24 protein-coding genes and 1 tRNA gene are annotated in these 26,977 nt (G+C 66.3%); 12 read left to right on the top strand and 13 right to left on the bottom strand.

The window, feature by feature from the left end; translation table 11 throughout:
- The first annotated feature begins 162 nt into the window (after nt 1-162).
- Nucleotides 163-717: a YaeQ family protein gene (locus AC1Z3W_RS36175; protein ID WP_057924663.1), complete on the top strand. Its 555-nt coding sequence runs from the start codon at nt 163-165 to the stop codon at nt 715-717.
- Nucleotides 718-727: 10 nt separating this feature from the next.
- Here the strand turns inward: AC1Z3W_RS36175 and AC1Z3W_RS36170 are convergent, their stop codons facing one another.
- Nucleotides 728-1,141, bottom strand: coding sequence for a VOC family protein (locus AC1Z3W_RS36170; protein WP_034179392.1), 414 nt, complete (start codon nt 1,139-1,141; stop codon nt 728-730).
- 441 nt (nt 1,142-1,582) lie between these two features.
- Between AC1Z3W_RS36170 and ada the strand changes: the two genes are divergently transcribed.
- The 3 genes from ada (at nt 1,583) to gshA (ending at nt 5,738) form a co-directional block, all read left to right on the top strand.
- Complete coding sequence (gene ada, locus AC1Z3W_RS36165; protein WP_057924662.1) at nt 1,583-2,674, top strand: bifunctional DNA-binding transcriptional regulator/O6-methylguanine-DNA methyltransferase Ada; 1,092 nt, start codon at nt 1,583-1,585, stop codon at nt 2,672-2,674.
- The gene (locus tag AC1Z3W_RS36160) at nt 2,671-3,645 is read left to right on the top strand and encodes a DNA-3-methyladenine glycosylase family protein (RefSeq protein ID WP_057924661.1); all 975 of its coding nucleotides are present in this window, start codon (nt 2,671-2,673) and stop codon (nt 3,643-3,645) included. Before ada ends, AC1Z3W_RS36160 begins: the two co-directional genes overlap by 4 nt.
- A 479-nt stretch (nt 3,646-4,124) precedes the next feature.
- Complete coding sequence (gene gshA / locus AC1Z3W_RS36155) at nt 4,125-5,738, top strand: glutamate--cysteine ligase (protein ID WP_483509465.1); 1,614 nt, start codon at nt 4,125-4,127, stop codon at nt 5,736-5,738.
- An 86-nt stretch (nt 5,739-5,824) separates the two neighbouring features.
- Here gshA and AC1Z3W_RS36150 read toward each other — a convergent pair whose 3' ends face one another.
- Nucleotides 5,825-6,136, bottom strand: a complete 312-nt coding sequence (locus AC1Z3W_RS36150; RefSeq protein WP_175825849.1) for a DUF4148 domain-containing protein — start codon at nt 6,134-6,136, stop codon at nt 5,825-5,827.
- A 521-nt stretch (nt 6,137-6,657) separates the two neighbouring features.
- On the opposite strand from AC1Z3W_RS36150, the gene AC1Z3W_RS36145 reads away from it, so the two are divergent.
- On the top strand, nt 6,658-8,298 hold the full coding sequence (locus tag AC1Z3W_RS36145; RefSeq protein WP_057924658.1) for an L-lactate permease: 1,641 nt from the start codon (nt 6,658-6,660) through the stop codon (nt 8,296-8,298).
- A 275-nt stretch (nt 8,299-8,573) separates the two neighbouring features.
- Nucleotides 8,574-9,299 (top strand): phosphonate utilization associated transcriptional regulator, encoded by a 726-nt coding sequence (locus AC1Z3W_RS36140; RefSeq protein ID WP_057924657.1) that lies wholly within the window; start codon nt 8,574-8,576, stop codon nt 9,297-9,299.
- 63 nt (nt 9,300-9,362) lie between these two features.
- Here AC1Z3W_RS36140 and AC1Z3W_RS36135 read toward each other — a convergent pair whose 3' ends face one another.
- From AC1Z3W_RS36135 to AC1Z3W_RS36105, 7 genes are all read right to left on the bottom strand, one after another.
- Nucleotides 9,363-9,635: a hypothetical protein gene (locus AC1Z3W_RS36135; protein ID WP_124833733.1), complete on the bottom strand. Its 273-nt coding sequence runs from the start codon at nt 9,633-9,635 to the stop codon at nt 9,363-9,365.
- Nucleotides 9,632-9,937, bottom strand: a complete 306-nt coding sequence (locus AC1Z3W_RS36130; protein WP_124833734.1) for a hypothetical protein — start codon at nt 9,935-9,937, stop codon at nt 9,632-9,634. Before AC1Z3W_RS36130 ends, AC1Z3W_RS36135 begins: the two co-directional genes overlap by 4 nt.
- 476 nt (nt 9,938-10,413) lie before the next feature.
- On the bottom strand, nt 10,414-11,802 hold the full coding sequence (locus tag AC1Z3W_RS36125) for an FAD-dependent oxidoreductase (RefSeq protein ID WP_175825851.1): 1,389 nt from the start codon (nt 11,800-11,802) through the stop codon (nt 10,414-10,416).
- A gap of 124 nt (nt 11,803-11,926) precedes the next feature.
- Nucleotides 11,927-13,057 (bottom strand): 2-aminoethylphosphonate--pyruvate transaminase, encoded by a 1,131-nt coding sequence (locus tag AC1Z3W_RS36120; RefSeq protein ID WP_057924653.1) that lies wholly within the window; start codon nt 13,055-13,057, stop codon nt 11,927-11,929.
- 48 nt (nt 13,058-13,105) lie between these two features.
- Nucleotides 13,106-14,833 carry a putative 2-aminoethylphosphonate ABC transporter permease subunit gene (locus AC1Z3W_RS36115; protein WP_057924652.1) on the bottom strand — a complete coding sequence of 576 codons (1,728 nt, stop codon included), beginning with the start codon at nt 14,831-14,833 and terminating at the stop codon, nt 13,106-13,108.
- On the bottom strand, nt 14,830-15,921 hold the full coding sequence (locus AC1Z3W_RS36110; RefSeq protein ID WP_057924827.1) for a putative 2-aminoethylphosphonate ABC transporter ATP-binding protein: 1,092 nt from the start codon (nt 15,919-15,921) through the stop codon (nt 14,830-14,832). Before AC1Z3W_RS36110 ends, AC1Z3W_RS36115 begins: the two co-directional genes overlap by 4 nt.
- Nucleotides 15,922-16,032: 111 nt before the next feature.
- A complete protein-coding gene (locus tag AC1Z3W_RS36105) occupies nt 16,033-17,088 on the bottom strand; it encodes a putative 2-aminoethylphosphonate ABC transporter substrate-binding protein (protein ID WP_057924651.1) in 1,056 nt (351 codons plus the stop codon).
- 218 nt (nt 17,089-17,306) lie between these two features.
- Here AC1Z3W_RS36105 and phnA point away from each other — a divergent pair, with 218 nt between their 5' ends.
- Nucleotides 17,307-18,545: a phosphonoacetate hydrolase gene (gene phnA / locus AC1Z3W_RS36100; protein WP_483509464.1), complete on the top strand. Its 1,239-nt coding sequence runs from the start codon at nt 17,307-17,309 to the stop codon at nt 18,543-18,545.
- 28 nt (nt 18,546-18,573) lie between these two features.
- Nucleotides 18,574-20,028 (top strand): phosphonoacetaldehyde dehydrogenase, encoded by a 1,455-nt coding sequence (phnY, locus tag AC1Z3W_RS36095; protein ID WP_124833737.1) that lies wholly within the window; start codon nt 18,574-18,576, stop codon nt 20,026-20,028.
- Between the two features lie 33 nt (nt 20,029-20,061).
- On the opposite strand, the gene AC1Z3W_RS36090 is transcribed toward phnY, so the two are convergent.
- Entirely contained in the window at nt 20,062-20,865 is an 804-nt protein-coding gene (locus AC1Z3W_RS36090) for an alpha/beta fold hydrolase (RefSeq protein WP_124833738.1), read from the bottom strand.
- 81 nt (nt 20,866-20,946) lie between these two features.
- Here AC1Z3W_RS36090 and AC1Z3W_RS36085 point away from each other — a divergent pair, with 81 nt between their 5' ends.
- Nucleotides 20,947-21,561 (top strand): CGNR zinc finger domain-containing protein, encoded by a 615-nt coding sequence (locus AC1Z3W_RS36085; protein ID WP_124833739.1) that lies wholly within the window; start codon nt 20,947-20,949, stop codon nt 21,559-21,561.
- A 38-nt stretch (nt 21,562-21,599) separates the two neighbouring features.
- Here the strand turns inward: AC1Z3W_RS36085 and AC1Z3W_RS36080 are convergent, their stop codons facing one another.
- Nucleotides 21,600-22,649: a DUF3592 domain-containing protein gene (locus tag AC1Z3W_RS36080; RefSeq protein WP_124833740.1), complete on the bottom strand. Its 1,050-nt coding sequence runs from the start codon at nt 22,647-22,649 to the stop codon at nt 21,600-21,602.
- Between the two features lie 204 nt (nt 22,650-22,853).
- Nucleotides 22,854-22,929 (bottom strand) — tRNA-Lys (locus AC1Z3W_RS36075).
- 191 nt (nt 22,930-23,120) lie between these two features.
- Here AC1Z3W_RS36075 and AC1Z3W_RS36070 point away from each other — a divergent pair.
- Both AC1Z3W_RS36070 and AC1Z3W_RS36065 read left to right on the top strand, forming a co-directional pair.
- The gene (locus tag AC1Z3W_RS36070; protein WP_057924645.1) at nt 23,121-23,525 is read left to right on the top strand and encodes a PaaI family thioesterase; all 405 of its coding nucleotides are present in this window, start codon (nt 23,121-23,123) and stop codon (nt 23,523-23,525) included.
- An 8-nt stretch (nt 23,526-23,533) separates the two neighbouring features.
- Entirely contained in the window at nt 23,534-24,400 is an 867-nt protein-coding gene (locus tag AC1Z3W_RS36065; protein ID WP_057924644.1) for a patatin-like phospholipase family protein, read from the top strand.
- Nucleotides 24,401-24,439: 39 nt separating this feature from the next.
- Here AC1Z3W_RS36065 and AC1Z3W_RS36060 read toward each other — a convergent pair whose 3' ends face one another.
- Nucleotides 24,440-25,453, bottom strand: a complete 1,014-nt coding sequence (locus AC1Z3W_RS36060; protein WP_124833742.1) for a D-2-hydroxyacid dehydrogenase family protein — start codon at nt 25,451-25,453, stop codon at nt 24,440-24,442.
- A 426-nt stretch (nt 25,454-25,879) separates the two neighbouring features.
- On the opposite strand from AC1Z3W_RS36060, the gene AC1Z3W_RS36055 reads away from it, so the two are divergent.
- Entirely contained in the window at nt 25,880-26,929 is a 1,050-nt protein-coding gene (locus tag AC1Z3W_RS36055; RefSeq protein WP_124833743.1) for a LysR family transcriptional regulator, read from the top strand.
- The last annotated feature ends 48 nt before the right edge of the window (nt 26,930-26,977 follow it).

Genomic DNA, 26,977 nt, shown 5'->3' with positions numbered 1-26,977 from the left:
TCTCGCACCCGTGCGCCGGCCCGAGCCGCCGGCGACACGGCCCCACACGGCCCGGCCGATGCCGGGCCGTCGTGCTGTGGAACGCATGTCGAGCGCCAGGCGGCGCGCATTCGGTATCATCACGGCCCGACCGAACCGAATGCCCACCCGGGCCGTATCCGCATGGCGCTGAAATCCACGATCTACAAAGCCGAGCTGCAAATCGCCGACATGGATCGGCACTACTACGCCGATCACGCGTTGACGGTAGCCCGTCACCCGTCGGAAACCGACGACCGGATGATGGTGCGCATCGTCGCGTTCGCGCTGTTCGCGCACGAGCGTCTCGAATTCTGCAAGGGGCTGTCGGACGTCGACGAGCCCGATCTGTGGCAAAAGGACCTGACGGGCGCGATCGACGTGTGGATCGAAGCCGGCCAGCCCGACGAACGGCGCATCTCGAAGGCGTCCGGCCGTGCCGGACAGGTCACGGTGATCGCATACGGTGGCAAGACCTCGGATATCTGGTGGCAGGGTGTGCGCAGCAAGGTGGAGCGGCTGCGCAACGTGCAGGTGCTGTCGCTGGCCGACGGCGTCGCGGCAGCGCTCGGGCGCCTCGCCGAGCGCACGATGCGTCTGCAGTGCACTGTGCAGGACGGCACTGCGTGGATCTCGAGCGCCGACCACGATCCGGTCGCGGTCGAATGGACCGTGCTGAAGGCGCGCGCCGACGCGTGACGGCCGGCGCTCAGCCGATCGCGGCGGGCGGCCCCTTGAATTCCAGCATGTTCCCTTCGGGATCGAACAGATAGATCGACGGCCCGTAGCCGCCGGCGCCGTAGCGTTCGGCGGGGGCGCCGGGGCGCGCGCCATGCGCGGCGAAATGCGCAATCAGCGCGTCGGGGTCGAACGGCTCGACGCGCAGGCATAGATGATCGAGATTGCGGCCGGTGCCGGGCGGGCCGCTGTCGGGACGGTCGATGGGGCCGCCGACCGATAGCAGGTCGATCAGCGCGTCGCCGGCGCGCAACTGCACGAGGCCCAGGTCGGGCTGTTCCTTCTCCACGTGGCAGCCGACGGCATCGCAGTAAAAGCGCGTCATCGCAGCCATGTCGGTCACGCGCAGCACGATGTGATCGATCGCGCGGATGGTCGGTTTCATGAGCGGTGCACTCCTTCGCGGATGGCGTGCACCGAGTGTAGACCGCGCCGGCAGCGGATGCCGGAAAGCGCCACGGTCGACGGACGAAAAAAAAGCCCGTTCACGCAAAGCGGAACGGGCTTAATCCATATCAGGAGGAGACATGGAGGAGACAGTTCCAACTATACACACGGCGATGGTGCGTTGCAATATTCCGAGTGTAAAAAATGGTCAGGACGGCGATTTGTCGCAGCTGCACTGCAGCAAAATGATGGTGAGGCAATGACAAAAGCGTGACAAAGGCGGCGCCGAAGCAGCGCTCGCGCGGCTTTTCGTCCGATCGATCGATTGCGATACGCCCCCGATTTCGTCGGCGCGAATCACAGAGCAAGATTCAGGGCGCGACGGCCCAGGCCGATGTCTAGAGTAGGCACCATCTACACTAGAGAGTGCGAGGTTCAGATGAAAACCGCCTATCCGACCGACGATGCCCGTTGGGGCGCCGTGACCGCCCGCGATCCGCATGCGGACGGCGCGTTCTTCTATGCGGTGCGCACGACCGGCGTGTTCTGCCGCCCGAGCTGCGCGTCGCGGCTGCCGCGGCGCGAGCATGTGTCCTTCTTCGCCGATCCGGCCGCCGCGCGCGCGGCTGGCTTCCGCCCATGCAAGCGCTGCCAGCCGGAAGGGCTGCCGCGCGAACTCGAAATCGTCAATCGCGCGTGCGCGGTGCTCGACGCGCATCCGGAGCGGCTCACGCTGCAGCAGCTGAGCGACGCCGTGCACGTGAGTCCGTTCCACCTGCAGCGGCTGTTCAAGCGCGTGGTCGGCGTGTCGCCGCGGCAGTATCAGGCCGCGCAGCGCGGCGCCGCGCTGCGCGAGGCGCTGCAAAGCGGGCAGCCTGTCACGCAAGCGGCCGTCGACGCCGGCTTCAATTCGCCGTCGCGGCTCTACGCATCGGTGCCGCGCGAACTGGGGATGGCACCATCTGCGTTCCGTCGCCAGGGCGCCGGCTTGCGGATCGACTTTGCGACCGCGTCGACGCCGCTCGGCACGGTGCTCGTCGCCGCGACCGAACAGGGCATCTGCCGGATCGCGTTTGGCGACGAACCGGCGTCGCTCGTCGGCGAGCTGAAGGACGCGTTCGCGCGCGCCGAGCTGGTCGAAGCGTCGTCGCGGCTCGCGCCGTTCATCGCGCAGATCCGCGCATACCTGGACGGCACGCGGCACGCGTTCGACCTGCCGCTCGACATCGCGCCGACCGCGTTCCAGCAGCGCGTCTGGGAAGCGCTGACGCACATCCCGTACGGCGAGACGCGCAGCTACTCGGAGATCGCCGAGGCGCTCGGCGCTCCGCGTGCGGTGCGCGCCGTCGCATCGGCCTGCGCATCGAACCCGGTCGCGCTCGCGATTCCGTGCCACCGTGTCGTGCAGAAGGGCGGCGCGCTGGCAGGATATCGCTGGGGCGTGCGCCGCAAGGCGACGCTGCTCGCGTCCGAGGCGCGCCATGTGCGCGACGATGAAACCGAAGCCGTTGCGGAGGGCAACGCAGTTTGAGCATCGAAACCACCACCATTACGTCGATCGCGGACGGCGGCCAGGTGCCGCCGTCCGCGCAGATGGAACTGCGCTTCAAGGCGCCGTACGACTGGGCGCGCGTGCTGCGCTTCTTCAGCGGACGTGCGATTCCGGGTGTCGAACAGGTCGTCGATGGTGTGTATCGCCGCATCGTCGATCTGTACGGCGATGCGGGCCGGCTCACCGTCACGAAGCATCCGCGTCGGCATTGCCTGATCGCGACGGTCGAAGGGGCGGCCGCGCGCCGTGTCGACGATGCATTCGCGCACCGCGTCGCGTCGATGTTCGATCTCGGCGCCGATCCGGCCGCGATCGGCGGCGGGCTCGCGCGTGATCCGTGGTTCGCGCCGCTCGTGGAAGCGGCGCCGGGGCTGCGCGTGCCGGGCGCCTGGTCGGGATTCGAGCTCGCGGTGCGCGCGATCGTCGGCCAGCAGGTGAGCGTGAAGGCGGCAACGACGATCGTCGGCCGGCTCGTCCAGCGGGCTGGCGAGCGGGTGGTGCACGACGACGGCATGCCGGCGTCGGACGGCGCGCCCGCCTGGCGTTTCCCGACACCGGATGCGCTTGCCGCATGCGATCTGGAGAAGATCGGGATGCCCGGCAAGCGGGCCGCGGCGCTGACAGGCATGGCGCGTGCGGTGGCGGCCGGCCACGTGCCGCTCGATCCTGCGCAGGCCGACCTCGAAACATTGCGCCGCGCGTGGCTCGATCTGCCCGGCATCGGCCCGTGGACCGTCGAATACATCGCGATGCGTGCGTGGCGCGACCCCGACGCGTGGCCGGCGTCCGATCTCGTGCTGATGCAGTCGATTACCGCGCGCGATCCGTCGCTCGACCGGCTCGCGAGCCAGAAGCGGCGTACCGAAGACTGGCGGCCGTGGCGCGCGTATGCGGCGCTTCATCTGTGGAACGACGTGGCGGACCGGGCCGGCGGCGCGCGCGGCGGGTGATGGTCGCAGCGGCCGGCCGGCGGGTGCGGCCGGGCAAGACCGCGATGCAACCTGCGGCGGGCACGGGCCCGGCGGCGATCGGTCGGTCCTCCTCATGGTTGCGACGCCGGGCGGCGATCGAACCGCTCCTGTGCCTGTTGCCCCTGATGTGAGGTCGACCAAGCCTCGACCGTATCGTATGGCCGGTTCGGCTAAGCGGGTTGCACCTGTCGGCGCCGCTTCGCGCACCGTTCGCGTTCCTTCCGACGAATTGCGCGTGTTCGCAGCGTTCGTCGGTGCCGACGGCGGTCGGCCGCGCGCGCGGCGATCGTCGCCATCGGTCCGCCCGGCGGCCAGCGGCGGCCGTCGCGCACCGCCCTGAGCCACCTCAAGCGCGTGTTTCGGCGAGATGTTAAAGTGCCCGCTACCAACGAAGCGACCAATAATCCAGCCGGCCGCGCGTGGCGTTCTGCGCGCGGCCGTCACGCACTTGCGTCTCCATGTCGAACACCATGACTCACCGCCAGTCCGAACTGCTGCTGAATCGTCTCGAAGCGCTGAGCTCGGGCCCGACGCGGCAGCATCTGCCCGACGGCCTGCGCGGCATCGAAAAGGAAAGCCTGCGCGTGACGCGCGACGGGATGATCGCGTTTACGCCGCATCCGCGCGCGCTCGGTTCGGCCCTCACGCACCCGTCATTGACGACCGACTATTCCGAAGCGCTGATCGAACTGATCACGCCGGCGGAAGCCGACGCGTCGCTCACGCTCGAACGTCTCGACGATCTGCACCGCTACGTGTATGCGTCGCTCGGCGACGAGATGCTGTGGAACGACTCGATGCCGGGCCTGCTGCCGGCCGACGATGAAATCCCGATCGCCGATTACGGCACGTCGAATATCGGCCGCCTGAAGACGGTGTACCGCCGTGGCCTCGCGTATCGCTACGGTCGCACGATGCAGTGCATTGCCGGCATCCACTACAACTACTCGCTGCACGAGGAAGTGTGGCGACGTCTGCATGCGGACGAAGGCTCGACGGCCACGCTCGTCGACTATCAGTCGGAGCGCTATCTCGCGCAGGTTCGCAACTTCCGCCGCCGCAGCTGGCTGCTGGTGTACCTGTTCGGCGCGTCGCCCGCGCTCGACGCGAAATTCCTGCGCGGCAAGCCGCACAAGCTCGACACGTTCGACGCCGATACGCTGTACCGGCCCTATGCGACGAGCTTGCGGATGAGCGACCTCGGTTACTCGAACACGACCGCGCAGGCCGCGCTGCAAGTCGACTACAACACGCTGCCCGGCTATCTCGACGCGCTGTCGAAGGCCGTGAGCGAGCCGTATCCGCCGTATGAGGCGATCGGCACGCATCGCGACGGCGAGTGGATCCAGATCAACACGAACGTGCTGCAGATCGAGAACGAGTTCTACTCGACGATCCGGCCGAAGCGCGTCACGTATTCGGGCGAGCGTCCGCTTCATGCGCTTGCGTCGCGCGGCGTGCAGTACATCGAAGTGCGTTGCCTCGACATCGATCCGTTCGAGCCGACCGGCATCGCGCTCGATACCGCCCGCTTCATCGACGCATTCCTGCTCGCGTGTGCGCTCGACGAGAGTCCCGTGCTCGATTGCGACGCATACAAGGAAGCAAATGCGAACTTCGGCAGCGTGACGATGGACGGGCGCAAGCCGGGACTCACGCTGATGCGCGACGGCCAGCCGGTCACGCTGCAGGCATGGGCCGACGAGTTGATGACCGACATCGAAACAATCGGGCGCCGTCTCGACGAGATTCGCGGCGGCGACGAGCATACGCGTGCGATCGCCGCGCAGCGCGAGAAGCTCGCCGATCCGGAGCGCACGCCGTCGGCGCGCGTGCTGCGCGAGATGCGCGAGAACGGGCAGTCGTTCCTCGCGTTCGCGCGCGCGCACAGCGAAGCGCATGCCGCGCACTTCCGCGCGAATCCGCCGTCGGCGGAGACGATGCGCACCGAGCAGGCGCTCGCGGCAAAGACGCTGGCCGAGCAGGCCGAGCTGGAAGCGAAGGAGGCCGGATCATTTGACGCATTCGTCGCGGCCTATCGTGCATACACGCTGAACCGCTTCAGCGTGTAATGGCAGCTGCCCGCTGCGCGTCGCGCGGCGGGCAGGCCGCCGGCGGGTGGTCGCGTATTTACGCGCCCGGCCCGGTTTCGTCCGCTTCAGTGATGGGCGTACGTGTCGCGATCGACCACGTGCGGCAGCGCCGGCTTCCCCGATTCCACGTTCGCATGGCCGTCTCGGCCGTAGCCGGCCGCGTCGCCGCGCGCCTGCGCGGCGCGCTGCATGATCTCCTGCATGTTTTGCGGAAAGTCGGGACTGCTGGCGAGACTCGGCCGGTAGCCGGCTGCCTGCAGTTCCGCGAGTTCCTGGCGAACTTGCGCACGCGTCAGCGCCGACGCGGCCTGGGCCTGGGCGGCGACAGCCGAGCCGATCAGCAGTAACGCGCAGGCAGCAAGTTTCATGGTTTTCATCGTGTTTGCTCCGTGAGGTCTCCGGAGCCGTGCCGTTTTCCGGCGCGGGCGGAATCGATGCAGCCAGTCTAGGCTTCGGATGCCAAACGAAACACCCCGCTCGCCGTCAGTCACCTTTGTCGACTGAGCAACATTGCGCCGCCGGCTTGCTGGCGCGCGCGTCAGCGGGCCGTCAGCCGCCGTTCAGCGTGCCGCGGATGCCGTGTATCGGCGCCACGCGTATGGGGCTTGCCCTCCTTGTGAAAGCGCGATGTGCCTCCTAACCTCTTTTAAGCGACCGATCGGTCGGCGCTGCGGCATGGTTGCATGCACAAGCGTTGGATGGATGATCGTCGCAGCCGTGGAACACACGTTTGATACGGGACCGGGGCATGCGCAGGCGTCAGGGCGTTCGCTTCAGTCGAAGGCGAAGCATGGAACCGGAGCAAGCGCTAAAGGGCTAACTCCGGTCGACCGCGAAGCATGGGACCGGAGTAAGCGCTAAAGCGCTAACTCCGGTCGACACGGAGACACGAGACACGATGAATCCCACCGCAACCCTGCCGCCCGGCATCCTGTTCGCGCAGCCGTTGACGCCCGTCGCCAACTCGCTGTTCCTGTCGTTCCTCGTCGCCGTGATCCCGATCGCGGTCGCACTGATCGCGCTCGGCGTGCTGCGCCGGCCGGCGTGGCAAGCGTCGCTGGCCGGGCTCGTCGCTGGCCTCGCAGTCGCGATCGGCGCCTGGGGCATGCCGGCCGGCCTCGCGTTCAACGCGGTCGGCGCCGGCATGGCGCTCGCGGTCGTGCCGGTGATGTGGATCGTGTTCAACGCGCTGCTGCTGTACAACATTGCGGTGAAGTCGGGCCGCTTCGACCAGTTCCGGCAATGGATGCTCGACAACCTGCCTGACGACCGCCGCCTCGTGCTGCTCGTCGTCGCGTTCTCGTTCGGCTGTCTGCTCGAAGGGATCTCCGGCTTCGGCACGCCGGTCGCGATCACCAGCGCGTTGCTGATCGCACTCGGCTTCCCCGCACTCGAAGCGCTCACCTACACGCTGCTGTTCAATACGGCACCGGTCGCGTTCGGCGCGCTCGGCGTGCCGATCACCGTGCTCGGTGCGGTCACGTCGCTGCCGCCCGCGACGCTCGGCGCGATGGTCGGCCGGCAACTGCCGTTCTTCGCGCTGCTGCTGCCGTTCTACGTGGTCGGCGCATACGGCGGCCTGCGCTCGATTTCGAAGCTGTGGCCCGCGCTGCTCGTGTCGGGTGCCAGCTTCGCGATCGCCCAGTTCGTCACGTCGAACTTCCTCGGCTACCAGCTCACCGATGTGCTGTCGTCGCTCACGTCGCTGATCGTCACGATCGGCTTCCTGCAGGTATGGAAGCCCCAGCCCGATCCGCAATACGCGCTCGCGCGCAGCGTGCCCGCCACGGCCGGCGCTGCGCGCGCGGGCTTTGGCGGCTGGCTGCCGTGGATCGTCGTGTCGGTGGTCGTGATCGTCTGGGTGCACGCGAACATCGCGGCGATCGGCGACGTGAAGATCCAGTGGCCGGGCCTGCACAACACGGTGTTCGTGTCGCTGTACCACAAGCCATATGCGGCGATCTGGGACTTCCAGCCGCTCGGCACCGGCACCGCGATCCTGATCTCGGCGATCATCACGGCCGTGCTGACGCGCACCGGCGTCGGCGCGTTCTTCGAATGCGTGGTCAAGACGTGGCGGCAGACGTGGATCGCGATCGTCACGGTGATGATGATCGTCGGGCTCGCCTACCTGCTGAACTACTCGGGGATCAGCTACACGCTCGGCACCGGCGTCGCGTCGACCGGTGCGCTGTTCCCGCTCGTGTCGGCGTCGCTCGGCTGGATCGCGGTGTTCCTGTCCGGCAGCGACACGTCCGGCAATGCGCTGTTCGGCAACCTGCAGGTCGTCGCCGCCAGGCAGCTCGGCCTCGATCCGGTGCTGATGGCCGCGACCAATTCGTCGGGCGGCGTGATGGGCAAGATGATCTCGCCGCAGAACATCGCGACGGGCGTGTCGACGACCGACCTGAAGGGGCAGGAAGGTGTCGTGTTCGCGCGCACCTTCTGGCACAGCGTGATCCTCACGCTGCTGCTCGGCGTGCTCGTGTTTCTGCAGCAGCACGTGCTGACGTGGATGATCCCCGCGCTGCCGAAGTGACGCGCGGCGGGAAGCCGCGACGAAGCACGAGGAAAGCCAACGAGAGAAGGCGTGGGAAAAGCGCCGGAAAGTGCAGGAAAGTGCCCGAAAGTGCGATCCGAAATTCGCGAAACCGGTGAACGCGCGCGGCGGCTCAACGCGCGTTCGCCGGCCGCGCGATTGACTTTTGGAAACTGAAAACTGTTGACAATCTATCGGGGCGAGGGTATACAAGGATCATTCGCCGACATGGCGCCCTCGTTTTTTTCACCCGCAGCTGCGCTGCCTGCCCGACCATGACTGCCCCGAACGCGCTCAACGCCATCGAACTCCTGCAAAGCCAGTCGCTCGCGATGATTGTCCAGGACATGCTCGAGCGTGCGATCGTATCCGGCGAATACGCGCCGGGCGAGAAACTCAACGAAGTCGATATCGCGACCAAGCTGAACGTGTCGCGCGGTCCCGTGCGTGAGGCGTTCCGCGCGCTCGAGCAGGCCGGGCTGCTGCGCAACGAGAAGAACCGCGGCGTGACGGTGCGCGTCGTGCCGCTGCGCGAGGCCGAGGAGATCTACGAAGTGCGCGCGATGCTCGACGAGTCGGTCGCGCGCGCGCTCGCGAAGCGCATTTCGCCCGACACGCTGAAGGTGCTGAAGGGCATCATCCAGTCGATGAAGGATGCGGCGAAGACGCACGACGTCACGCGCTACACCGAGCTGAACGTGCAGTTCCACGACGCGATGGTGGTCGGCGTCGGCAATACGCACCTCACCGACACCTATCGCCGGCTCGTGCGCCAGCTCGGGCTGCTGCGCCAGGCCGCGATCGAGGCCGAGGAGGATGCGATCGCGGTGTCGGCGGCCGAGCACGACAAGATCGTTCAGGCGCTCGCGAGCGGCGACGAGGAGAAAGCGGTCGCGCTGGTGCGCGAGCACGTCTCGCACGGCCTCGCACGGATGCGCCGCACGCATGAGCAGGGGCTGCCGGGAGCGGGCAAGGCGGCGCGGGAGAGGGCCGGCGCGTGAGCGGACGCGGTACGTGTCGCCGCACATCCATGACGAAAGAATGCGGCGATCGCCGGTAAGCGACTATTTGCCGCCTCGTTTGTCGAAGAAATCGTCGAGGACCCAGCCGGTACCGGATTCGCAGCGCACTTGAGTGTATGCGTAAATTTTGGCAACACGATCCGTCAGAGGAACGCAGGACTCGCCTTTCCCGATCGTAAAGATTGGCTGGGTTCTATCGTCGTTGGGCTCGGCGAAGGCAGGCATGTCTTGAAGCGCCGTCCATTGCTCATCTCTATATTTCGAGCACGCACTGAACATCACGACGAGTGCGGCTAATAGCAGAAAGCGCGTCATTTCTTTGGGTATCGTCTGATTCCAATCAATCGTTTCGAATGGTGCAGACCGGTCATCAAATCCGCTGGGGATATGATACCCGGGAGCTGCCATCTCGGGTCGTAAGCCAGTATTCCCGCCTTGCCGAGTATTTCGGCTATATTTGATGAGCAGTTGTTGTCGACAAGAGAGTGGTGCTTGTTTTCATTCCGCCTCTTTATTATCTCGGAAATAATAATCCCTTTTTCGGCCTCGGAGGCGTTGACGAGATAGCCGACCGTATCGCGTTGCATCTTGGTTTGCTGACGATTCAGGTAGTTCAAGACATTATCAACGTCCCATCCCGGATGGGCTCTGCCGTATACAACTCCATCGACTGCGATCGCTGCATGTCCGAACTGTGATCCCCTTGAGATGGATCGGGAGTCGCTAATCAAGATTTCGATAGTGGATGACCGGTGCATGAAAAATGCGAGGAATCCATTTTTTGTTGAAAACGTGAAATCCTATCATGTCGGTTTTGTCAATAAAATCGAGATAATGGAAGGGTGGTATGTCGCGTAATGAATGTATCGTTAATCCGCTCGGCATCGGGACGGGTCTTATTGATTTGCAGTTAATTACATGGCGGACTGATTGATTTAGAGAAGGCAAGGCATCGACGATTTGACTTGTTCTATTGAAGGACTTTCCCTTCCTTGTTATCCGTGCGGTGCGCGAGCTCGAATCGAAGTCGGTGATGCGGCAGCCCTGGCGAGCCGGGTGCGTTTCTTGACCCCCATCACATCGTGCTCGTCAGTCACGCCTTGTCGGCCTTCCCCGCCGCACTCGCAAACTTCGCGAGCCACGTGTCGACGAGCGCCGGCTGCCGGCTCTCGTCTTCCGCTCGCTCCTTGCGGCGGATCGCGTTGCGCACGACGTGCGCGCCGACATAACGAATCGGCTCCGGCGGGAAAGCCCCAAGCGGGCCGCGCACGATCGGGCTGCGCGTCCACGCGTTATCGAGGCCGAGCACCAGCGACGACAAAATCTGCCCGCCCATGTAGGTCGGTCCGACGCCGTTGCCCGAATAGCCGAAGCCGTAGAACACGTTCGGTGCGTCGTCGAGGCGGCCGAAGAACGGGAAGCCCGTCACCGAGCGGTCCGACGGGCCGTTCCAGCTCGCGGTGACCGGCACGCCCGCGAGCGACGGGAAGAATTCGCGCAGGCTGCGCGTGAGCTGCGCCTCGTACGGCGAGCGCCGGTCGAACACCGGCGCGATGCGGCTGCGCCACGAGAACGTGTTGCCGCCCTTGCCGAGCATCAGCCGGCCATCGGCGGTCGTGCGGTAGTAGTACACGAAGATCCGCGAATCGAGCACCGACACGCCGTCCACGAGCCCGGTCTGCTCGAGCAGTTCCGGGCATTTCTCGGTGATGACCATGTCGCTCGATACGACGGCGATCGTGCGTTCGAACTGCGGGAAGCGGCTCGCCATCCACGCGTTGATCGCGAAGACCAGCTTGTCCGCCCGCACGCTGCCCGACGGTGTGCGCACGACGGCCGGCTGCCCCGGCGTGAAGTCGACGAACGGCGTGCGCTCGTAGATCCGGATCCCCATGTCGAGCGCGACGCGCCGCAGCCCGCGCACGAGCTTGCCCGGATGCACGGTCGCGGCGATCGGCGAGTACACGCCGTCGAGATTGCGCGCGGAGCCCGAGCGGCGCACGACTTCGGCGGCCGGCAGCGGCTCGTAGCTGTGGATGCCGCACGCGGCGAGCGCGTCGAGCACCGGCGCGAGCGTGCCGACCTGCGCGCGCGACGTGGCGGTGTACAGCGTGCCGTCGAGCCGCAGTTCGGCACCGATCCGATGCGCGCGGCAGAAGTCGGCAATGTGCTGGACGGCTGCCTCCGACGCCTTCACGAGCCGGATCGCTTCCGCTTCGCCGAACAGCCTCCGCAGCGTCAGGAATTTCGCGGACCATGTGAGCAGGCACCCGCCGTTGCGTCCGCTCGCGCCGGCGCCGCACAGATCGGCCTCGAGTATCGCGATGTCGAGCGCCGGGTTCTGCTGCTTCGCCTGGATCGCGGTCCAGAGCCCCGTGAAGCCGCCGCCGACGATACAGACGTCGGCCTGCGTCGCACCCTGCAGCGCGGGGGCGAGATCGCCGTCGTTGAACAGTGCTTGTTCGATCCAGAAAGGTCGCATCGGGTGTCGTGCCGGTAAGGGTCGGATGGCCGTGCCGCGCACGGCGGGAAAGCGAAAACGAAACCGCCGTACGGCGACGCGCGGCGGGTGGGCCGCGCGCCGCAGTGCGGCCGGGTGTGTCGCGTCAGGCCGCCGCTTCGGCGGACACGCGGCGCACGCCCATCGCCTTCAGCGTGTCGGCGATCGCGGCGACCGCGCCCGGAATACCGGCTTCGCCGAAGTGGCCGATGCAGCCGACGCGGAACGTGTCGACTTCGGTCAGCTTGCCCGGATACAGAATGTAGCCGCGCTTTTTGACCTCCTGATAAAACCGCTTGAAGTCGTAGTTCGGATCGTCCGGCGCGTGGAACGTGACGATGATCGGCGCCTGGATCGCCGGATCGAGGAACGGCCGGAAGCCGAGCGCGCGCATCCCGTCGATCAGCGCGCGATAGTTGCGCTGGTAGCGGCCGCCGCGTGCGGCCAGGCCGCCTTCGTCGACGTACTGCGCGACGGCCGCGTCGAGCGCCGCGACCACGTGCGTCGGCGGCGTGAAGCGCCATTGCGTCGTGCGCTGCATGTACACCCACTGGTCGTACAGGTCCATCGCGAGCGAGTGGCTATTGCCTTCGCAGCGTTCGAGCGTCGCGCGCTTCGCAATCACGAAGCCGAGCCCCGGCACGCCTTCGAGGCATTTGCCGGATGCCGCGATCACCGCGTCGAACGGCGTCGTGCGCGCGTCGATGTCGATCGCGCCGAACGAGCTCATCGCGTCGACGATCAGCCCGCGGCCGTGCTTCGCGACGACCTGCGCGACGTCATGCAGCGGGTTCAGCACGCCGGCGCCGGTTTCGCAGTGCACGAGCGCGACGTGCGTGATGGTCGGATCGCTGACGAGTGCCCGTTCGACGTCGGCGGGATCGACGCGGCGGTCCTCGCTGTAGTCGATCGTCGTGAGCTTGCGGCCGAGCACGCGGCAGATCTTGGCGAGGCGCGCGCAGTACGCGCCGTTGTTCGGCACCAGCACGTGGCCGTCGCGCGGCACGAGCGTACCGATCGCGGCCTCGACCGAAAATGTGCCGCTGCCCTGCAGCGGCACGCATTCGTGCGTGCCTTCGCCGTGCACGATCTGCAGCAGCCGTTCGCGCAGTCGAGCGGTGATCGCGTTGAAGTCGCTGTCCCACGAACCCCAGTCGCGCAGCATCGCGTCGCGCGTGCGGTCCGAGGTCGTGAGGGGGCCAGGGGTGAGCAGGATGGGCTGGGTGGCGAGCGTCATGGTGTCTCCTTGGTGAAGTCGGGACGTCACGTGAATGCGGCTAACGGATCAACGGCGATGCGGGGTGCGCCAGGCTTGCGTGCGGCGCAACAGCCGGTGCGAGATGCAGGCGAACAGCACGCAGGCGAACGACGAGGTCGCGAGCACGAGCGTCGCCATCGCGGCGGCCGGGCCCATCTGGCCCGCGTCGTCGAGGTTCAGGATCGCGACGGAAGCGGGCTGCGTGTCCGGCGAGTACAGGAACGCGACGGCGGAGACCGTCGTCATCCCGTTGACGAACAGGTAGCGCGCGATCAGCAGGATCGCAGGCAGGCACACGGGCACGGTCACGCGCAGGAAGGTCTTGTAGAACGGCACCTTCAGCGACGCCGACACGGCCTCGAACTCGCTGTCGATCTGCCTGAGCGCGGTGACGGCGGTCAGGTGGCTCGACGCATAGTAGTGGACGACGGTCACGATCGCGAGCAGCCACAGCGACCCGTACAGCCCGTTCAGCGGATTGCCGGGCGCGTTGAACAGGAAGATGTAGCTGATGCCGAGCACGAGGCCCGGCACGCCCATCGGCAGGATCGCGCACAGGGCGATGAAGCCGCGCAGCCAGCGCGCGCCGCGAGTCTTCTCGATCAGGTACGCACCGCCGAACACGACGATCGTGCCGCCGAGCGCGACGGTCGCGGCCATCCGCAGGCTGTTCTTGTACGCATCGAAGATGCCGGCGCCGATCAGTCCCATCTTGTAGTGCTGCAGCCCGAGGCTCATCTGGTACGGCCAGAACTTCACGAACGACGCGAACACCGAGATGCCGACGACCGCGATGAAGAACGCGCAGACGAGCGCGCAGTACGCGAGCATCGCGAAGTCGAAACCGCGCGACGGCTTCGGCTGGTACGGCGTCGAGCGTGCGCCGAGCTGAGACTGCTGGCGGCGGCGGATGAAGAAGTCGACGCCGAACGCGACGAGGGCCGGGCACAGCAGCATCAGGCTCACGACCGCGCTGCGGTTGAAGTCCTGCAGCCCGATGATCAGCTTGTAGATGTCGGTCGACAGCACGTTGTACGAACCGCCGATCACCACCGGCACGCCGAAGTCGTTGATGCACATCGTGAACGCCACCATCGTCGCGCTGATCAGCCCGTACTTCGCGCCGGGCAGCGTGATCGTGAAGAACTTGCGCGTGCGGCTCGTGCCCATTGCGTCGGCGGCTTCGTAAAGCCGGCCGTCGGCGAGCGACAGCGCGGTGACGAGAATCATCAGCACGTGCGGGAACGACGCGTACACCATGCTCGCGACGATCCCCGGCAGCCCGTAGATCGAATGGCCGTGCAGCAGCGGCTTGAGCAGCCCCGCGTTGCCGAACCAGTAGATGAACGACACGGCGGACAGCAGCGTCGGCGCGAGCAGCGGCAGCAATGCGATCGTGCGTGCGGCGTTCTTCAGCGGCATGCACGAGCGCGTGAGCGCATACGCGAACGTGAACGCCATCGGCACGACGATCGACGTGACGAGTGCGCCGACCGTCAGCGAATGGAGCATCGAGCGCAGCACGCCGCTGTCCTCGAGATATTCGACGAAGTTGTGCGCGCCGACGAAATGGCCGTCCGCATCGACGAAGCATTTCTGCACGACGAGCGCGAGCGGAAGCAGCAAGAACAACGACATCAGCGCAGCCATCGCGACGAGCGCGAGTTGCGCGATGCGGTCGTGCCAGTGCGTGATCTGCCGCACGTCGGCGGGGGCGGCCGCGCCGCGGCGGCGTTCGGTGAGGACCGTGCTCATTGCAGTCGCTCCTTTGCGCTCGGGAACACGCGGACATGCTCGCGATCGAGCGCGAGGTCGATGCGCGCGCCGGCCTGCACGCCGGTGCGGTCGACGTCGTGATACGACAGGTCGGCGACGATCTCCTGGCCGTCGAGCCCGTCGATCCGGAAACTCACGCGGCAGAACGCGCCGAGGAACTCGAGCTTCTCGACGCGGCCGGCCAGCACGTTGTCGGCCGTCTCGCCCGGAATGCGGATGCGCAGGTCCTCGGGCCGCACGTAGACCGACACGGCCGCGCCCTGTGCGGGCCGGGCGGTGCCGTGCCGGCAGTCGAAGCCGACGCCGCCCGCGCGCAGCGTGCCGTCCTGCGCGACTTCGGCGGCAATCGTATTGACGCGGCCGATGAAGTCCGCGACGAACGGCGACGCGGGCTGCCGGTAGATTTCGAGCGGCGTGCCGATCTGCTCGATCACGCCGTGGTTCATCACGACGATCCGGTCCGCCATCGACAATGCTTCTTCCTGGTCGTGCGTGACCATGATCGTCGTCACGCCGAGCCGCTGCTGCAGCGCGCGGATTTCCTGGCGCAGTCGCACGCGCACGCGGGCGTCGAGCGCCGACAGCGGCTCGTCGAGCAGCAGCAGGCCGGGCGACGTCGCGAGCGCGCGTGCCAGCGCGATGCGCTGCTGCTGGCCGCCGGACAATTGACCGGGATGCTTGCGATGGCTGTCGGGCAGGCCGACCAGCGCGAGCAGCGTATGCACGCGCTTGTGGATCTCGTCGCGCTTCATCTTGCGGTTCACGAGCCCGTACGCGACGTTGTCGTAGACGGTGAGGTTCGGAAACAGCGCGTACGACTGGAACACGATGCCGTAGTCGCGCAGTTGCGGCGGCAGCCGCGAGATGTCGCGGCCGTCCTGCGTGATGTGGCCGGCGCTTTGCGCCTCGAGCCCTGCGATGATCCGCAGCAGCGTGGTTTTCCCGCAGCCGGACGGCCCCAGGAAGCAGATCATCTCGCCCTTCATCACGCTCAGGTTGATGTCGGTGAGGACCTGTGTGTCGTTGTACCGCTTTTCGATGCGTTCTACGCTCAGATAGGGTGCCATGCACGCCTCCACGCTGCGGGTGGCCCGCAAGCGGGCCGGATACGACGAAGGGAAGGGATGCGGGGCGGCGCGTCGCGCAGCCCCGCTGCCTGTTGTGGCGTTACTGCTGCGTCATTGCTGGGTTTTCGCCCCGTAGCGCTTCTGCCAGGTGTCGAGGATCGACTGGCGGTTCTTCGCGGACCACACGAAGTCGTTCTTCACGAGCAGGTCCGAATAGTTGTCGGGGATGCCGGTCAGCTTGCGCGCGACGCCCGGGTACGCGACGATCGCCCACCAGCGCGCGGTGATCTCGTTCGCGTCCTTGCTGGCCATGAAATCGGCGAGCTTCTTCGCGGCGTCAGGCTGCTTCGTCGTCTTCATGACCGCGGTGCCTTCCATGTCCCAGCCGAGCCCTTCCTTCGGGAACACCAGGTCGATCGGCGCACCCTGCGCCTGCAGTTCATGGCCGCGGAACTCGAACGAGATGCCGATCGGGAATTCGCCGGTGCCGGCGAGCGTGCACGGCTTCGAGCCCGAGTGCACGTACTGCGCGACGTTCTTGTCGAGCGCATCCATGAATTTCCAGCCACGGTCGTCGCCGAAGGTCTGCAGCCACGCGGTCACGTCGAGGTAGCCGGTGCCCGACGACACCGGGCTCGGCATCACGATCGCGCCCTTGTAGATCGGCTTCGTCAGGTCTTCCCACGACGTCGGTTTCGGGATGTTCTTCGCCTGCGCGGCGACGCGGTTGTAGCAGATCGTCGCGCCCCACACGTCCATGCCGACCCAGTGCGGCGGCGTGTTCGCATCGCTGTACTTGCGCGTGAGCTGGTCGAAGCCCTTCGGCGAATACGGCATCAGCATCCCCTGCAGGTCGAGCAGCGTGAGGCTCGATGCGGCGAGGCCGAGCACGACGTCCGCGCGCGGGTTGTTCTTTTCGGCGAGGAGTTTCGCAGTGACCGAGCCGGTCGAGTCGCGCACCCAGCGGATCTCGATGTCGGGGTTCGCCTTCTCGAACGCGTCCTTGTAGGGCTTCATCGCCTCGTCTTCCAGCGCGGTGTAGACGAGCAGCGACGTCTTCGCGTGGGCCGCCTGCGCCGCGCCCAGTGCGACTGCGGCGGCCAGCGCGAGACGGGCCACGCCCGTCGCCCATCCATTCAAACGCTTGTGTACCGGCACTTCGTTCATCTTCAGACCCCTTGACTGTGGCGCCGCGGCGAGCGGCGGATGAGTGGAGACCAGCCCTCTTTGTGCTTCCTCGTGCTTTCGTATTTTGCTTTCTGTTCTCTGCATGTTGTTGACAATCTACAAATCATCCATTTTAATGTCAAGCATGGAAAACACCTCCTCGGCGCGGCGCGGGCGCCGACAGCTCAACCCCCTTCGAACCGAAAGGACTGAACGTCATGACTGAAACGCCTGTATCCGTGGAAGTGAACGGCCGCCGCTACAACTGGATGAGCCGCCCCGTGGTGGTCGTCTGCGTCGACGGCTGCGCCTATGAATATCTCGAGATGGCGGCCGAGGCCGGCGTCGCGCCGTTCCTGCGCACGCTGCTGAAGCCGGGCACGGCGCTCAAGGGCGAGTGTGTGGTGCCGAGCTTCACGAACCCGAACAACCTGTCGATCGTGACCGGCGTGCCGCCGGCGATCCACGGGATCAGCGGCAACTACTTCTACGATCGCGACACCGGCGCCGAGGTGCTGATGAACGATCCGAAGTACCTCGTCGCGCCCACCGTGCTCGCGACCTTCGCCGAACAGGGCGCGCGCGTCGCGGTCGTCACCGCGAAGGACAAGCTGCGGCGCCTGCTCGGCAAGGGGCTCAAGGGCATCTGCTTCTCGTCGGAAAAGGCCGACGAGGCGAGCATCGAGGAAAACGGCATCGACAACGTGCTCGAACTGGTCGGCAAGCCGGTGCCGAGCGTGTACAGCGCGGACCTGTCGGAATTCGTGTTCGCGGCCGGCGTGCGCCTGCTCGAGACGCGCCCGATCGACCTGATGTACCTGTCGACCACCGACTACGTGCAGCACAAGTGCGCACCCGGCACGGACGGCGCGAACGCGTTCTACCAGATGATGGACACGTACCTGAAGCGGCTCGACGAACTCGGCGCGATCGTCGCGATCACGGCCGACCACGGGATGAACGCGAAGCACGACGGCGAGACCGGCGAGCCGAACGTGATCTACCTGCAGGAGCTGTTCGACGAGTGGCTCGGCCACGATGCGGCGCGCGTGATCCTGCCGATCACCGATCCGTACGTCGTGCACCACGGCGCGCTCGGCTCGTTCGCGACGGTCTACGTGCCTGGTTCCGCCGATGCCGACGTGCTGCGCGCGCGGCTCGCCGCGGTGGACGGCATCGAGGTCGTGCTGACGGGCGCCGAAGGCTGCGCGCGGTTCGAGCTGCCGCCGGCGCGGATGGGCGACCTGATCGTGATCTCGAAGCAGGATGTCGTGCTCGGCACGCGCCGCATCAAGCACGACCTGTCCGGCCTCGACGTGCCGCTGCGCTCGCACGGCGGGATCTCCGAGCAGATCGTGCCGCTGATCTTCAGCAAGCCGGTCGCGACCGACGTTTCGGGCCGCGCGCGGCTGCGCAACTTCGACATCATCGACATCGCGCTCAACCATCTGCAGTGATACGCACGTATCCGCCAGGGAGATACTCATGAACGCCATTGCAGCATCGACGGGTGTCCGCGCGCTTCATCGTGAAGCACTGCGAATCGACGGTGAGCGGATTTATCGCGACGAAGTCATCGACGTGCGCAACCCGTACGACGGCTCGCTCGTCGGCACCGTGCCGAAGGCGACGCTCGACGACGTGCGGCGCGCATTCGCGGTCGCGCGTGCATACCGGCCGTCGCTCACGCGCCACGAGCGTGCGGCGATCCTGCGCCGCGCGGCCGACATCGTGCGTGCGCGCACCGCCGAGATCGCGGCGCTGATCACGGCCGAGGCCGGGTTGTGCATCAAGGATTCGACGTATGAAGCCGGGCGCGTCGCCGACGTGCTCACGTTCGGCGCGGGCGAAGTGCTGAAGGACGACGGGCAGATCTTCTCGTGCGATCTGACGCCGCACGGCAAGAAACGCCGCGTGTACACGCAGCGCGAGCCGCTGCTCGGCGTGATTTCCGCGATCACGCCGTTTAACCATCCGATGAACCAGGTCGCGCACAAGGTCGTGCCGTCGATCGCGACCAACAACCGGATCGTCGTGAAGCCGTCGGAGAAGGTGCCGCTGTCGTGCTACCTGTTCGCGGACATCCTGTATGAAGCCGGCCTGCCGCCGCAGATGCTGCAGGTGATTACCGGCGACCCGAAGGAAATCGCGGACGAGCTGATCACGAACTCGGCGATCGACCTGATCACCTTCACCGGCGGCGTGTCGATCGGCAAGTCGATCGCGTCGCGGATGGGCTACCGGCGCGCGGTGCTCGAGCTCGGCGGCAACGATCCGATCATCGTGATGGAAGACGCCGATCTCGACGAGGCAAGCACGCTCGCCGTGTCGGGCTCGTACAAGAACTCGGGGCAGCGCTGCACCGCGATCAAGCGGATGCTCGTGCACGAGGCGGTGGCCGATCGCTTCACCGAGCTGGTCGTCGAGAAAACCCGCGCTTGGGGCTACGGGAACCCGGCCGATCCGTCGGTCGACATGGGCACGGTGATCGACGAAGCGGCCGCGAAGTTCTGCGAGCAGCAGGTGAACGACGCGATCGCGCGCGGCGCGCGCCTGCTGGTCGGCAACGTGCGCGACGGTGCGCTGTACTCGCCAACCGTCATCGATCGCGTGACGCCCGACATGCCGCTCGTGAAGTACGAGACGTTCGGGCCCGTGTCGCCGATCATGCGCTTTCGCGACATCGACGAGGCGATCCGGATGTCGAACAGCACCGACTACGCGTTGTCGTCGTCGGTCTGCACGAACCGCTTCGACAACATCACGCGCTTCATCACGGAGCTCGAGGTCGGCAGCGTGAACGTGCGCGAGGTGCCGGGCTACCGGCTCGAGCTCACGCCGTTCGGCGGCGTGAAGGATTCGGGCCTCGGCTACAAGGAAGGCGTGCAGGAGGCGATGAAGAGCTTTACGAATACGAAAACCTATTCGCTGCCCTGGTAAGCCGCACTTCCCGATGCACCCGCGCGGGTGCGCCTACCGGTCGAGCACGGCGGCGACAATCGCCTCCGGCGCATCTTCCTGGACCAGGTGACCCGCGCGCGGCACCCTGATCAGCTTGCCGTTCGCGATGCGATCGGCAAGCGCCTGCCCCTGTTCGAGCGGAATCCATCCGTCGTCCTCGCCCCATACGATGTGCACCGGAAAGTCCGGCGGCGCATAGCGGGCCTCCGCTTCCTCGATGTAGCGCTGGCGCATCTGTGCGATCTGGCGATAGAACGCGGCCTGGCCGGCCGGCGTGAGCCACGGCGAGCGGTAGATCGACAGCACGTCGTCGCTCAACGGCTGCGCGACCGCATTGCCGATATAGGCTGACACCAGCGCATGATGCGCATAGGCCGGCAATCCGGTGAACGCGGCTTCGTGCTGCGCGACATGCCGCACGAACGGCGAGCCTTGCGGCGCGATCGCGACCGGGTTCACGAGTGTCAGGTCCGAATATGCGATGCCGTCGAGGAAATGCGCGCGCAGCACGGTCGCACCGCCGTAATCGTGCGCAAGCACGCGCGGGCGCGAAATATTCCATTCGTCGAGCAACGCGCCGAACAGCACGTTCTGCCGTCCGAGCGATACGTCCGCGTCGGGCATGTCCGACTGGCCATAGCCGAGCAGGTCGTAGAAGAACACGCGATGGCGCCGCGCAAGCCACGGTGCGATCCGGCGCCACACCTGCGATGAAAACGGCGTGCCGTGCACGAGCACGAGCGGGGGGCCTTCGCCGAGCGTACCCCATGCGATCCGGTGACCTTCGAAAATGAAGCGATTGGCGAGATCGAGCATCGGCGCCTCCGTGCTAACCTGTTTTGGTTATTAACAGGTTACGCCTGTTCATCCGGATATGAAACCTATAGGCGGAAATAAATGGTTACTCGACGCGAGCCTGCGCGACAGGCGCACGCATGGAGCGCGGCCGATTTCGTCGGCGGCCATCCGGCGCTCGATTTCCTGAACACGGTGGCCGACACGGGCAGGACGCGCGCCGACGACAAGTTCGTCGACTGGCTGGCCGTGCGTGCGTGGGCCGGAAAGTCAGGGTTGCTGGAGGCGGCCGACCTGACGCGGTTCCTGCGTCATCCGCGGCAGGATGGCGCAGATGAACTCTCCGCGCTGCATGGATTTCGCGAGGATGCGTATGCGGCGCTCACGTACCTCACGGCCGGCGACGGCGGCAGCGCAGGCGCGCGAGCGGTGGACCGGCTCGCCGTGGCGATTCGCGATGCGATCGGGCGCAGCACATTCGACGTGGTCGATGGCCGCTTCGCGTGGCGCCCTGATGCGCGCGCCGCGTCGCGCTGGATCGATGCGGCCGCGCTCGGGTTCGAGCATCTCCTGCGCGGCGACGACTTCGCGCGTGTGCGGCAGTGCGGCCGTTGTACCTGGTTCTTCGTCGATCGCGGCCGCGGCGTCGGGCGACGCTGGTGCGACATGCGCACGTGCGGGAACCGCGCGAAGGTGGAGGCGTTCAGGGAGCGGTGAGGGTGGGGCGCGACGTTGACGGCTCGGCTTCGCGTTCGTCATTCGGCGATTTCGAGCGGCCGGTGCTCCGGCCACAGCACGCCTGCGACGAACAGTCCGGCGACGAGGAACGGCGTGCCGATCGCGAACAGGATTGCCGTGAGTTCCCATCGATCCCAGAACCGGTCGACGACTGCGCGCTCGGGCGTGACCGGGTCGTACAGCACGTTGACGATTTCGCCTTCGTACAGCCCGGGATGCGATGACGTCGAGTCTTGTGCGAACGTGACCAGGCGGCCGCTGTCGGTCGTGAACGCGATGCTCACTGAATAGAGTGATGTGCGGGCGCGGGGCGAGTGTGTTGTTTCGGCGATCTCGACGACATGACCGGTCGAGTGCGCGTAATGGCGGGCGATCTGCCACTGGCGCAGCCCGACTGCGCCGGCGCTGGCCAGGAAGCCGGTGCCGATCGCGATCGGTACCAGCACGATCGCGATGTTCCAGCGGCGCCGGACCGCCTTGCGTGCGGCCAGTGCGGAAAGCGTGTCGAGTTGCCGGCTGCGGCGCTCGTTCACGTACAGCAGGCTGCCGATCGCAAGCGACACGACCGCGAGCAGTGCCGGGACCGCGACGGGAAACCAGCGTTGCGCGAAATCGTCGATGAGCACGGGACGGTTCGGATGGTCCGGGTCGACCAGGATGTCGACGCTTTCGCCGATGTCGTACGCCGGGACCGTCGATGCGGTATTGCCGACGACTTCGTGGCGCTGGCCGTCGTTCGCGAGATAGGTGACGATCGGACGATATGCACGCATCGCGTCGTTGTCCTGCACGATGCGCACGACCGTGCCCGGCGCGCGGAGCAGATGGCCGGCCGCGCGGCTCGCGATGACGGCGAGCGCGGCCGCGACCACGAGCAGCGCAATGCCGAGCGCGAACGCGACGAGGGCGTCCTTACGCAGCATGAGCGGATCCGCTGCGCGCGTCGTGCGACGGGTCCGGATGCGATCGGGGGGCGGGCGCGACTCGACGTGCGCGCCGATATCGGCGCGACCATGCCCTTTGAATGGTCGCGTCTCGCTCGGATGATTCCATGTGTAACGTCCCATGCTCTCTCAGAGCCGGCGGCGATACGGCGATCACCGTGACGGCCATGTGATATTTATCGGACGATTCTAGCGGAAAGTGTATGGGCGAGGAGGCATGTATGTGATTGCCTGCCGTGATGCGACAGCGGCCGGGCGGCGCCGAAAGGTGTGCGAAACCAATGGAAAAAGCCCGGTTAGCTTTCGCTAACCGGGCTTCGGAATTCCTGGTGGGGCGTGAGTGACTCGAACACTCGACCTACGGATTAAGAGTCCGCTGCTCTACCAACTGAGCTAACGCCCCCAACAGAAGAAAGATTATGCATGGGTATTTCGGTCTTGGCAAGTGCTTTCTGCAAATTCCCTCAAAATATTTCGTGACCCCTACGGCGGCTGTCGGCGCGGTAACGAGCCATCGCAGTTGGCGCGCTCCCGGTATGATGACGTCCACACTCGTTGCGCGGCGGTCGCGCAACGTTTTCTGGACATTCGAAGATGGACGAAAACGCAGTCCGCGAATTGCTGGATCGCCTGCTGGCCCCGTGGGTCCGCTCGCTTGGTCTGGTCCCCGTATCGATCGGCGACGACAGCGTCACGATGCGCCTGCCGTTTTCCGGCGAATTCCGTCATTCGGGTGGCATCATCTGCGGCCAGGTGTTCACGGCCGCCGCCGACACCGCGATGGTGGTGGCGATCTCGGCCGCTCTCGGCGAGTTCCGGCCGATGACGACCGTATCGCTGAACACGAACTTCATGCGGCCGGTGCGCAAGGGCGACGTGCTCGTCACCGCGCGCGTGCTGCGGATGGGCCGCAACCTGGTATTCGGCGAAGTCGAGCTGTTCGACGAGGACGGCAAGATGGCCGTTCACGCGACGTCGACCTACGCGCTCGTCGGCTGAGCCGCGCGATGTTCGACCAGATCGTCTTCGCGGGAGGCGGCAATCGCTGCTGGTGGCAGGCCGGCTTCTGGGACGTCGCGCAGCCGGCGCTCGGCTTGCGCCCGCGCGTGATTGCCGGCATCTCGGCCGGCGCGGCGACGGCCTGCATGCTGTATACGCGCGACGCCGCGTGGGTGATGCGCTATTACGAGGAAGCGCTGCGCCACAACCGCAAGAACGCGTACTGGGGCAACCTGTTCGGGCGCGAGCCCGTGTTCCCGCATTACCGGATCTACCGCCAGGCGCTGCTCGACATCTACGGCGAGCCGTTCGCGCAGCTCGCCGGCGCACCGGAGATCCGCATCGGCGTGTCGCACGTGCCGCGCTGGCTCGGCGCACGCAGCGCGGTCGCCGCGGGCCTCGTCGCGTACAACATCGAAAAGTACGTGCGCAAGACGCTGCACCCGACGCTCGGGCGCACGCTCGGCTTCCGGCCCGAGTTCGTGCGCGCGCAGGCCTGCACGAGCGTTGACGAACTCGCCGACCTGATCCTGCAGTCGTCGTGCACGCCGCCGTTCACGCCGGTGCTGCGGCGCGGCGGCCGGCCGGTGCTCGACGGCGGGATGGTCGACAACGTGCCGGTCGACGCGCTCGACCCGTCGCCGGGCGACGTGCTGGTGCTCGTCACGCGGCTGTATCCGCGCCCGCAGATGTTCACGGTTGCGCATGGCGACCAGCGGCGGCTATACGTACAACCGTCGAGCAAGGTGCCGATTTCGAGCTGGGATTACACGAGTCCGTCGCAGATGCGGCATGCATACGACCTCGGGCGGCGCGACGGCGAGCATTTCCTCACGCGCGTCGACGCGAGGACGGGCGGCCGTGTGACGGCCTGAAGGCGGGAGCGGGGCCGCGGCGCGCGCGGCCCGCACTGGTCAACGCACGCGGCGCGGCGTCAGCGCTTCCGGGTTGACGACGCTCGACAGGTCGCCCTGGTCGAACGCAAGGATGTTCCGGAACGCCGCGCTGAAATAGAGTTCGTAGCTTTCGCGTTCGACGTAGCCGATGTGCGGCGTGCAGATCACGTTTTCCATCCGCAGCAGGCTGTAGCCCTGCAGGATCGGCTCGCTTTCGAACACGTCGATCGCGACCATCCCCGGGCGGTTGTGCGACAGCGCGTTGACGAGCGCGTTTTCCTCGAGCAGCTCCGCGCGGCTCGTGTTGACGAGCAGCGACGTCGGCTTCATCCGCATCAGGTCTTCCTGCTTGACGATTCCGCGCGTGTCATCGTGCATGCGCAGGTGCAGCGACAGCACGTCGCTCTGCTCGAACAGCGCCTCGCGGCTTTCGGCGGCCGTGTAGCCGTCGGCGCGTGCGGCTTCGAGCGAATGCTCGCGACCCCAGATCAGCACGTTCATCCCGAACGCCTTGCCATAGCCGGCGACCAGCCGGCCGATCTTGCCGTAGCCCCAGATGCCGAGCGTCTGGCCGCGCAGTACCTGGCCGAGGCCGAAGTTCGGCGGCATTGCCGACGTCTTCAGGCCCGACTGCTGCCAGGCACCCTGCTTGAGGTTCGCGACGTACTGCGGAATGCGGCGCTGGGCGGCCATCACGAGCGCCCAGGTCAGTTCGGCCGGCGCGACCGGCGAACCCGTGCCTTCGAGCACCGCGATGCCGCGGTCGGTACACGCTTCGAGGTCGATGTGGCTCGAGATACGGCCGGTCTGGCTGATCATGCGCAGGTTCGGCAGCTTGGCGAGCAGTTGCGACGAAATCGGCGTGCGTTCGCGAATCAGCACGAGCGCCTCGACTTCCGCGAGACGGCTCGCGAGTTGCCCCAGGCCGCGCACCGTATTGTTGAAGACCTTCACGTCGTGCTCGGCAAGCATCTCGAAGCAGTTCAGCTTGCGGACGGCGTCCTGGTAGTCGTCGAGGATGGCAATTTTCATGATCAGCGGGAGTCGCGCGTTGAAAGCGGCGGTGGCGGCGGCGCACGTCGCGCACCCGTCCCGCCCGGCCGGGGCCGACATGATGCTACGTCGGCGCACATCGTGGTGTCTTTTTAACAGGTTGTTACGCTCCGCCGCAATCGGCGCCGGCCTGACTCCGCGGCGCTCTCGTACGGGGCGGCGGGGTGCGCTGCTGTGTCGCATCAAACACGTCCTTCCTGATTCGGCCGTTTACCCGACGAGGTTCACCCAATTGTTGCTCCAATCAGAATAATTGGATCATCCATTCGCGATGAGTGAGGATTTTTGACTATTTTTATCGTCAACCGCGGCGTTGTTGAGCAACTCTGCATCATTTCCGCTGTCGTAGGAGAATTACGCATTTGCTTCAACTTTTTGAAGTTGTAACAGCGGCAGGAGTCGTTTATGGATCATTTGCAGTCGATGCGCGTGTTCGTCAAGGTTGCGGATCTCGGCAGTTTCGCGCGGGCCGCGAGTGCAATGGATATCTCCAACGCGGTCGCGACGCGTCACGTTGCCGATCTGGAAGGCCGGCTCGGCACGCGGTTGCTGAACCGCACCACGCGCAGCCTTTCACTGACGGAGTCGGGCCAGGTCTATCTGGAGCGGGCGCGCCAGATTCTCGATGAGCTCGAAGATGTCGAGCAGATGGTCGTCGCGCGCAATCACGAGCCGGTCGGCACGTTGCGCATCGTCGCGCCGGTCGTGTTCGGCCTGCACAACCTTGCTCCTGTCCTGCAGTCGTACACGGAGAATTTCCCGAAAGTGGTGCCGGATCTGACGCTGGTCGACCGCCAGGTCGATCTCGTCGAGGAAGGTTTCGACGTCGGCATCGTCGTCACGCGCCAGATGCGCAGCGCGAGCATCGTCACGCGGCGGCTGACCACGGGCTGCATGACCGTGTGCGCGACGCCGAGCTACCTGGAAAAACACGGCGTGCCGACCCACCCAGAACAGCTCGCCGAGCATCCGGCGCTGAGCCTGCCGACCGAATACTGGGGCGACGAGCGCGTGTTCACGGGGCCGGATGGCGAAGTGCGCGTGCGCCCGACCAACGTGATCGTCGCGAACAACACCGCGATGCTGCGCCAGTTCGCGCTGCTCGGGATGGGTGTTGCGATCCTGCCGAGCTACCTGATCGGCAGCGACATCGCGCGCGGTGCGCTGGTGCGGCTGCTGCCGGATTTCCGGCTGCCGCAGGTCGAGATCAACATCGCGTATCCGAGCCGGCGCCACCTGCCCGCGAAGGTGCGCACGTTCATCGACCACCTCGTCGAGTATTTCAGCCACTCGACCGACGCGATGATGGGCGAACAGTGGGTTGCACAGGGTGCGGCGCCTGCGCCGATCGGCGTCGAGATGCGTGCCGAGCCGGCCGAGTCGACCGACCCGAACCTGCAGCCGCGTCTCGCGCGTGCGCCGCGCGCGCGCGTTGCGGTGCCGTCTCCGCTGTAACGGCGCGGCGGCCGCGTATTGAGGCGGCCGGCACCAAAGAAAAAACGC

It is taken from the genome of Burkholderia sp. 10_S31 (assembly GCF_056930375.1).
The sequence above is the reverse complement of the archived record's forward strand: the minus strand, read 5'-3'. Positions and strand labels throughout refer to the sequence as shown.

Excerpts from the sequence above, each read along its gene's own strand:
- AC1Z3W_RS36080 (WP_124833740.1), bottom strand. The coding sequence starts at position 22,649 with ATGGGACGTTACACATGGAATCATCCGAGCGAGACGCGACCATTCAAA.
- AC1Z3W_RS36135 (WP_124833733.1), bottom strand. The coding sequence starts at position 9,635 with ATGACGCGCTTTCTGCTATTAGCCGCACTCGTCGTGATGTTCAGTGCG.
- AC1Z3W_RS36175 (WP_057924663.1), top strand. The coding sequence starts at position 163 with ATGGCGCTGAAATCCACGATCTACAAAGCCGAGCTGCAAATCGCCGAC.
- AC1Z3W_RS36110 (WP_057924827.1), bottom strand. The coding sequence starts at position 15,921 with ATGGCACCCTATCTGAGCGTAGAACGCATCGAAAAGCGGTACAACGAC.
- AC1Z3W_RS36060 (WP_124833742.1), bottom strand. The coding sequence starts at position 25,453 with ATGAAAATTGCCATCCTCGACGACTACCAGGACGCCGTCCGCAAGCTG.
- AC1Z3W_RS36065 (WP_057924644.1), top strand. The coding sequence starts at position 23,534 with ATGTTCGACCAGATCGTCTTCGCGGGAGGCGGCAATCGCTGCTGGTGG.
- AC1Z3W_RS36070 (WP_057924645.1), top strand. The coding sequence starts at position 23,121 with ATGGACGAAAACGCAGTCCGCGAATTGCTGGATCGCCTGCTGGCCCCG.
- AC1Z3W_RS36105 (WP_057924651.1), bottom strand. The coding sequence starts at position 17,088 with ATGAACGAAGTGCCGGTACACAAGCGTTTGAATGGATGGGCGACGGGC.
- AC1Z3W_RS36120 (WP_057924653.1), bottom strand. The coding sequence starts at position 13,057 with ATGACGCTCGCCACCCAGCCCATCCTGCTCACCCCTGGCCCCCTCACG.
- AC1Z3W_RS36055 (WP_124833743.1), top strand. The coding sequence starts at position 25,880 with ATGGATCATTTGCAGTCGATGCGCGTGTTCGTCAAGGTTGCGGATCTC.
- ada (WP_057924662.1), top strand. The coding sequence starts at position 1,583 with ATGAAAACCGCCTATCCGACCGACGATGCCCGTTGGGGCGCCGTGACC.
- AC1Z3W_RS36125 (WP_175825851.1), bottom strand. The coding sequence starts at position 11,802 with ATGCGACCTTTCTGGATCGAACAAGCACTGTTCAACGACGGCGATCTC.
- AC1Z3W_RS36150 (WP_175825849.1), bottom strand. The coding sequence starts at position 6,136 with ATGAAAACCATGAAACTTGCTGCCTGCGCGTTACTGCTGATCGGCTCG.
- gshA (WP_483509465.1), top strand. The coding sequence starts at position 4,125 with ATGTCGAACACCATGACTCACCGCCAGTCCGAACTGCTGCTGAATCGT.
- AC1Z3W_RS36170 (WP_034179392.1), bottom strand. The coding sequence starts at position 1,141 with ATGAAACCGACCATCCGCGCGATCGATCACATCGTGCTGCGCGTGACC.
- phnY (WP_124833737.1), top strand. The coding sequence starts at position 18,574 with ATGAACGCCATTGCAGCATCGACGGGTGTCCGCGCGCTTCATCGTGAA.
- AC1Z3W_RS36140 (WP_057924657.1), top strand. The coding sequence starts at position 8,574 with ATGACTGCCCCGAACGCGCTCAACGCCATCGAACTCCTGCAAAGCCAG.
- AC1Z3W_RS36145 (WP_057924658.1), top strand. The coding sequence starts at position 6,658 with ATGAATCCCACCGCAACCCTGCCGCCCGGCATCCTGTTCGCGCAGCCG.
- phnA (WP_483509464.1), top strand. The coding sequence starts at position 17,307 with ATGACTGAAACGCCTGTATCCGTGGAAGTGAACGGCCGCCGCTACAAC.
- AC1Z3W_RS36090 (WP_124833738.1), bottom strand. The coding sequence starts at position 20,865 with ATGCTCGATCTCGCCAATCGCTTCATTTTCGAAGGTCACCGGATCGCA.
- AC1Z3W_RS36115 (WP_057924652.1), bottom strand. The coding sequence starts at position 14,833 with ATGAGCACGGTCCTCACCGAACGCCGCCGCGGCGCGGCCGCCCCCGCC.
- AC1Z3W_RS36085 (WP_124833739.1), top strand. The coding sequence starts at position 20,947 with ATGGTTACTCGACGCGAGCCTGCGCGACAGGCGCACGCATGGAGCGCG.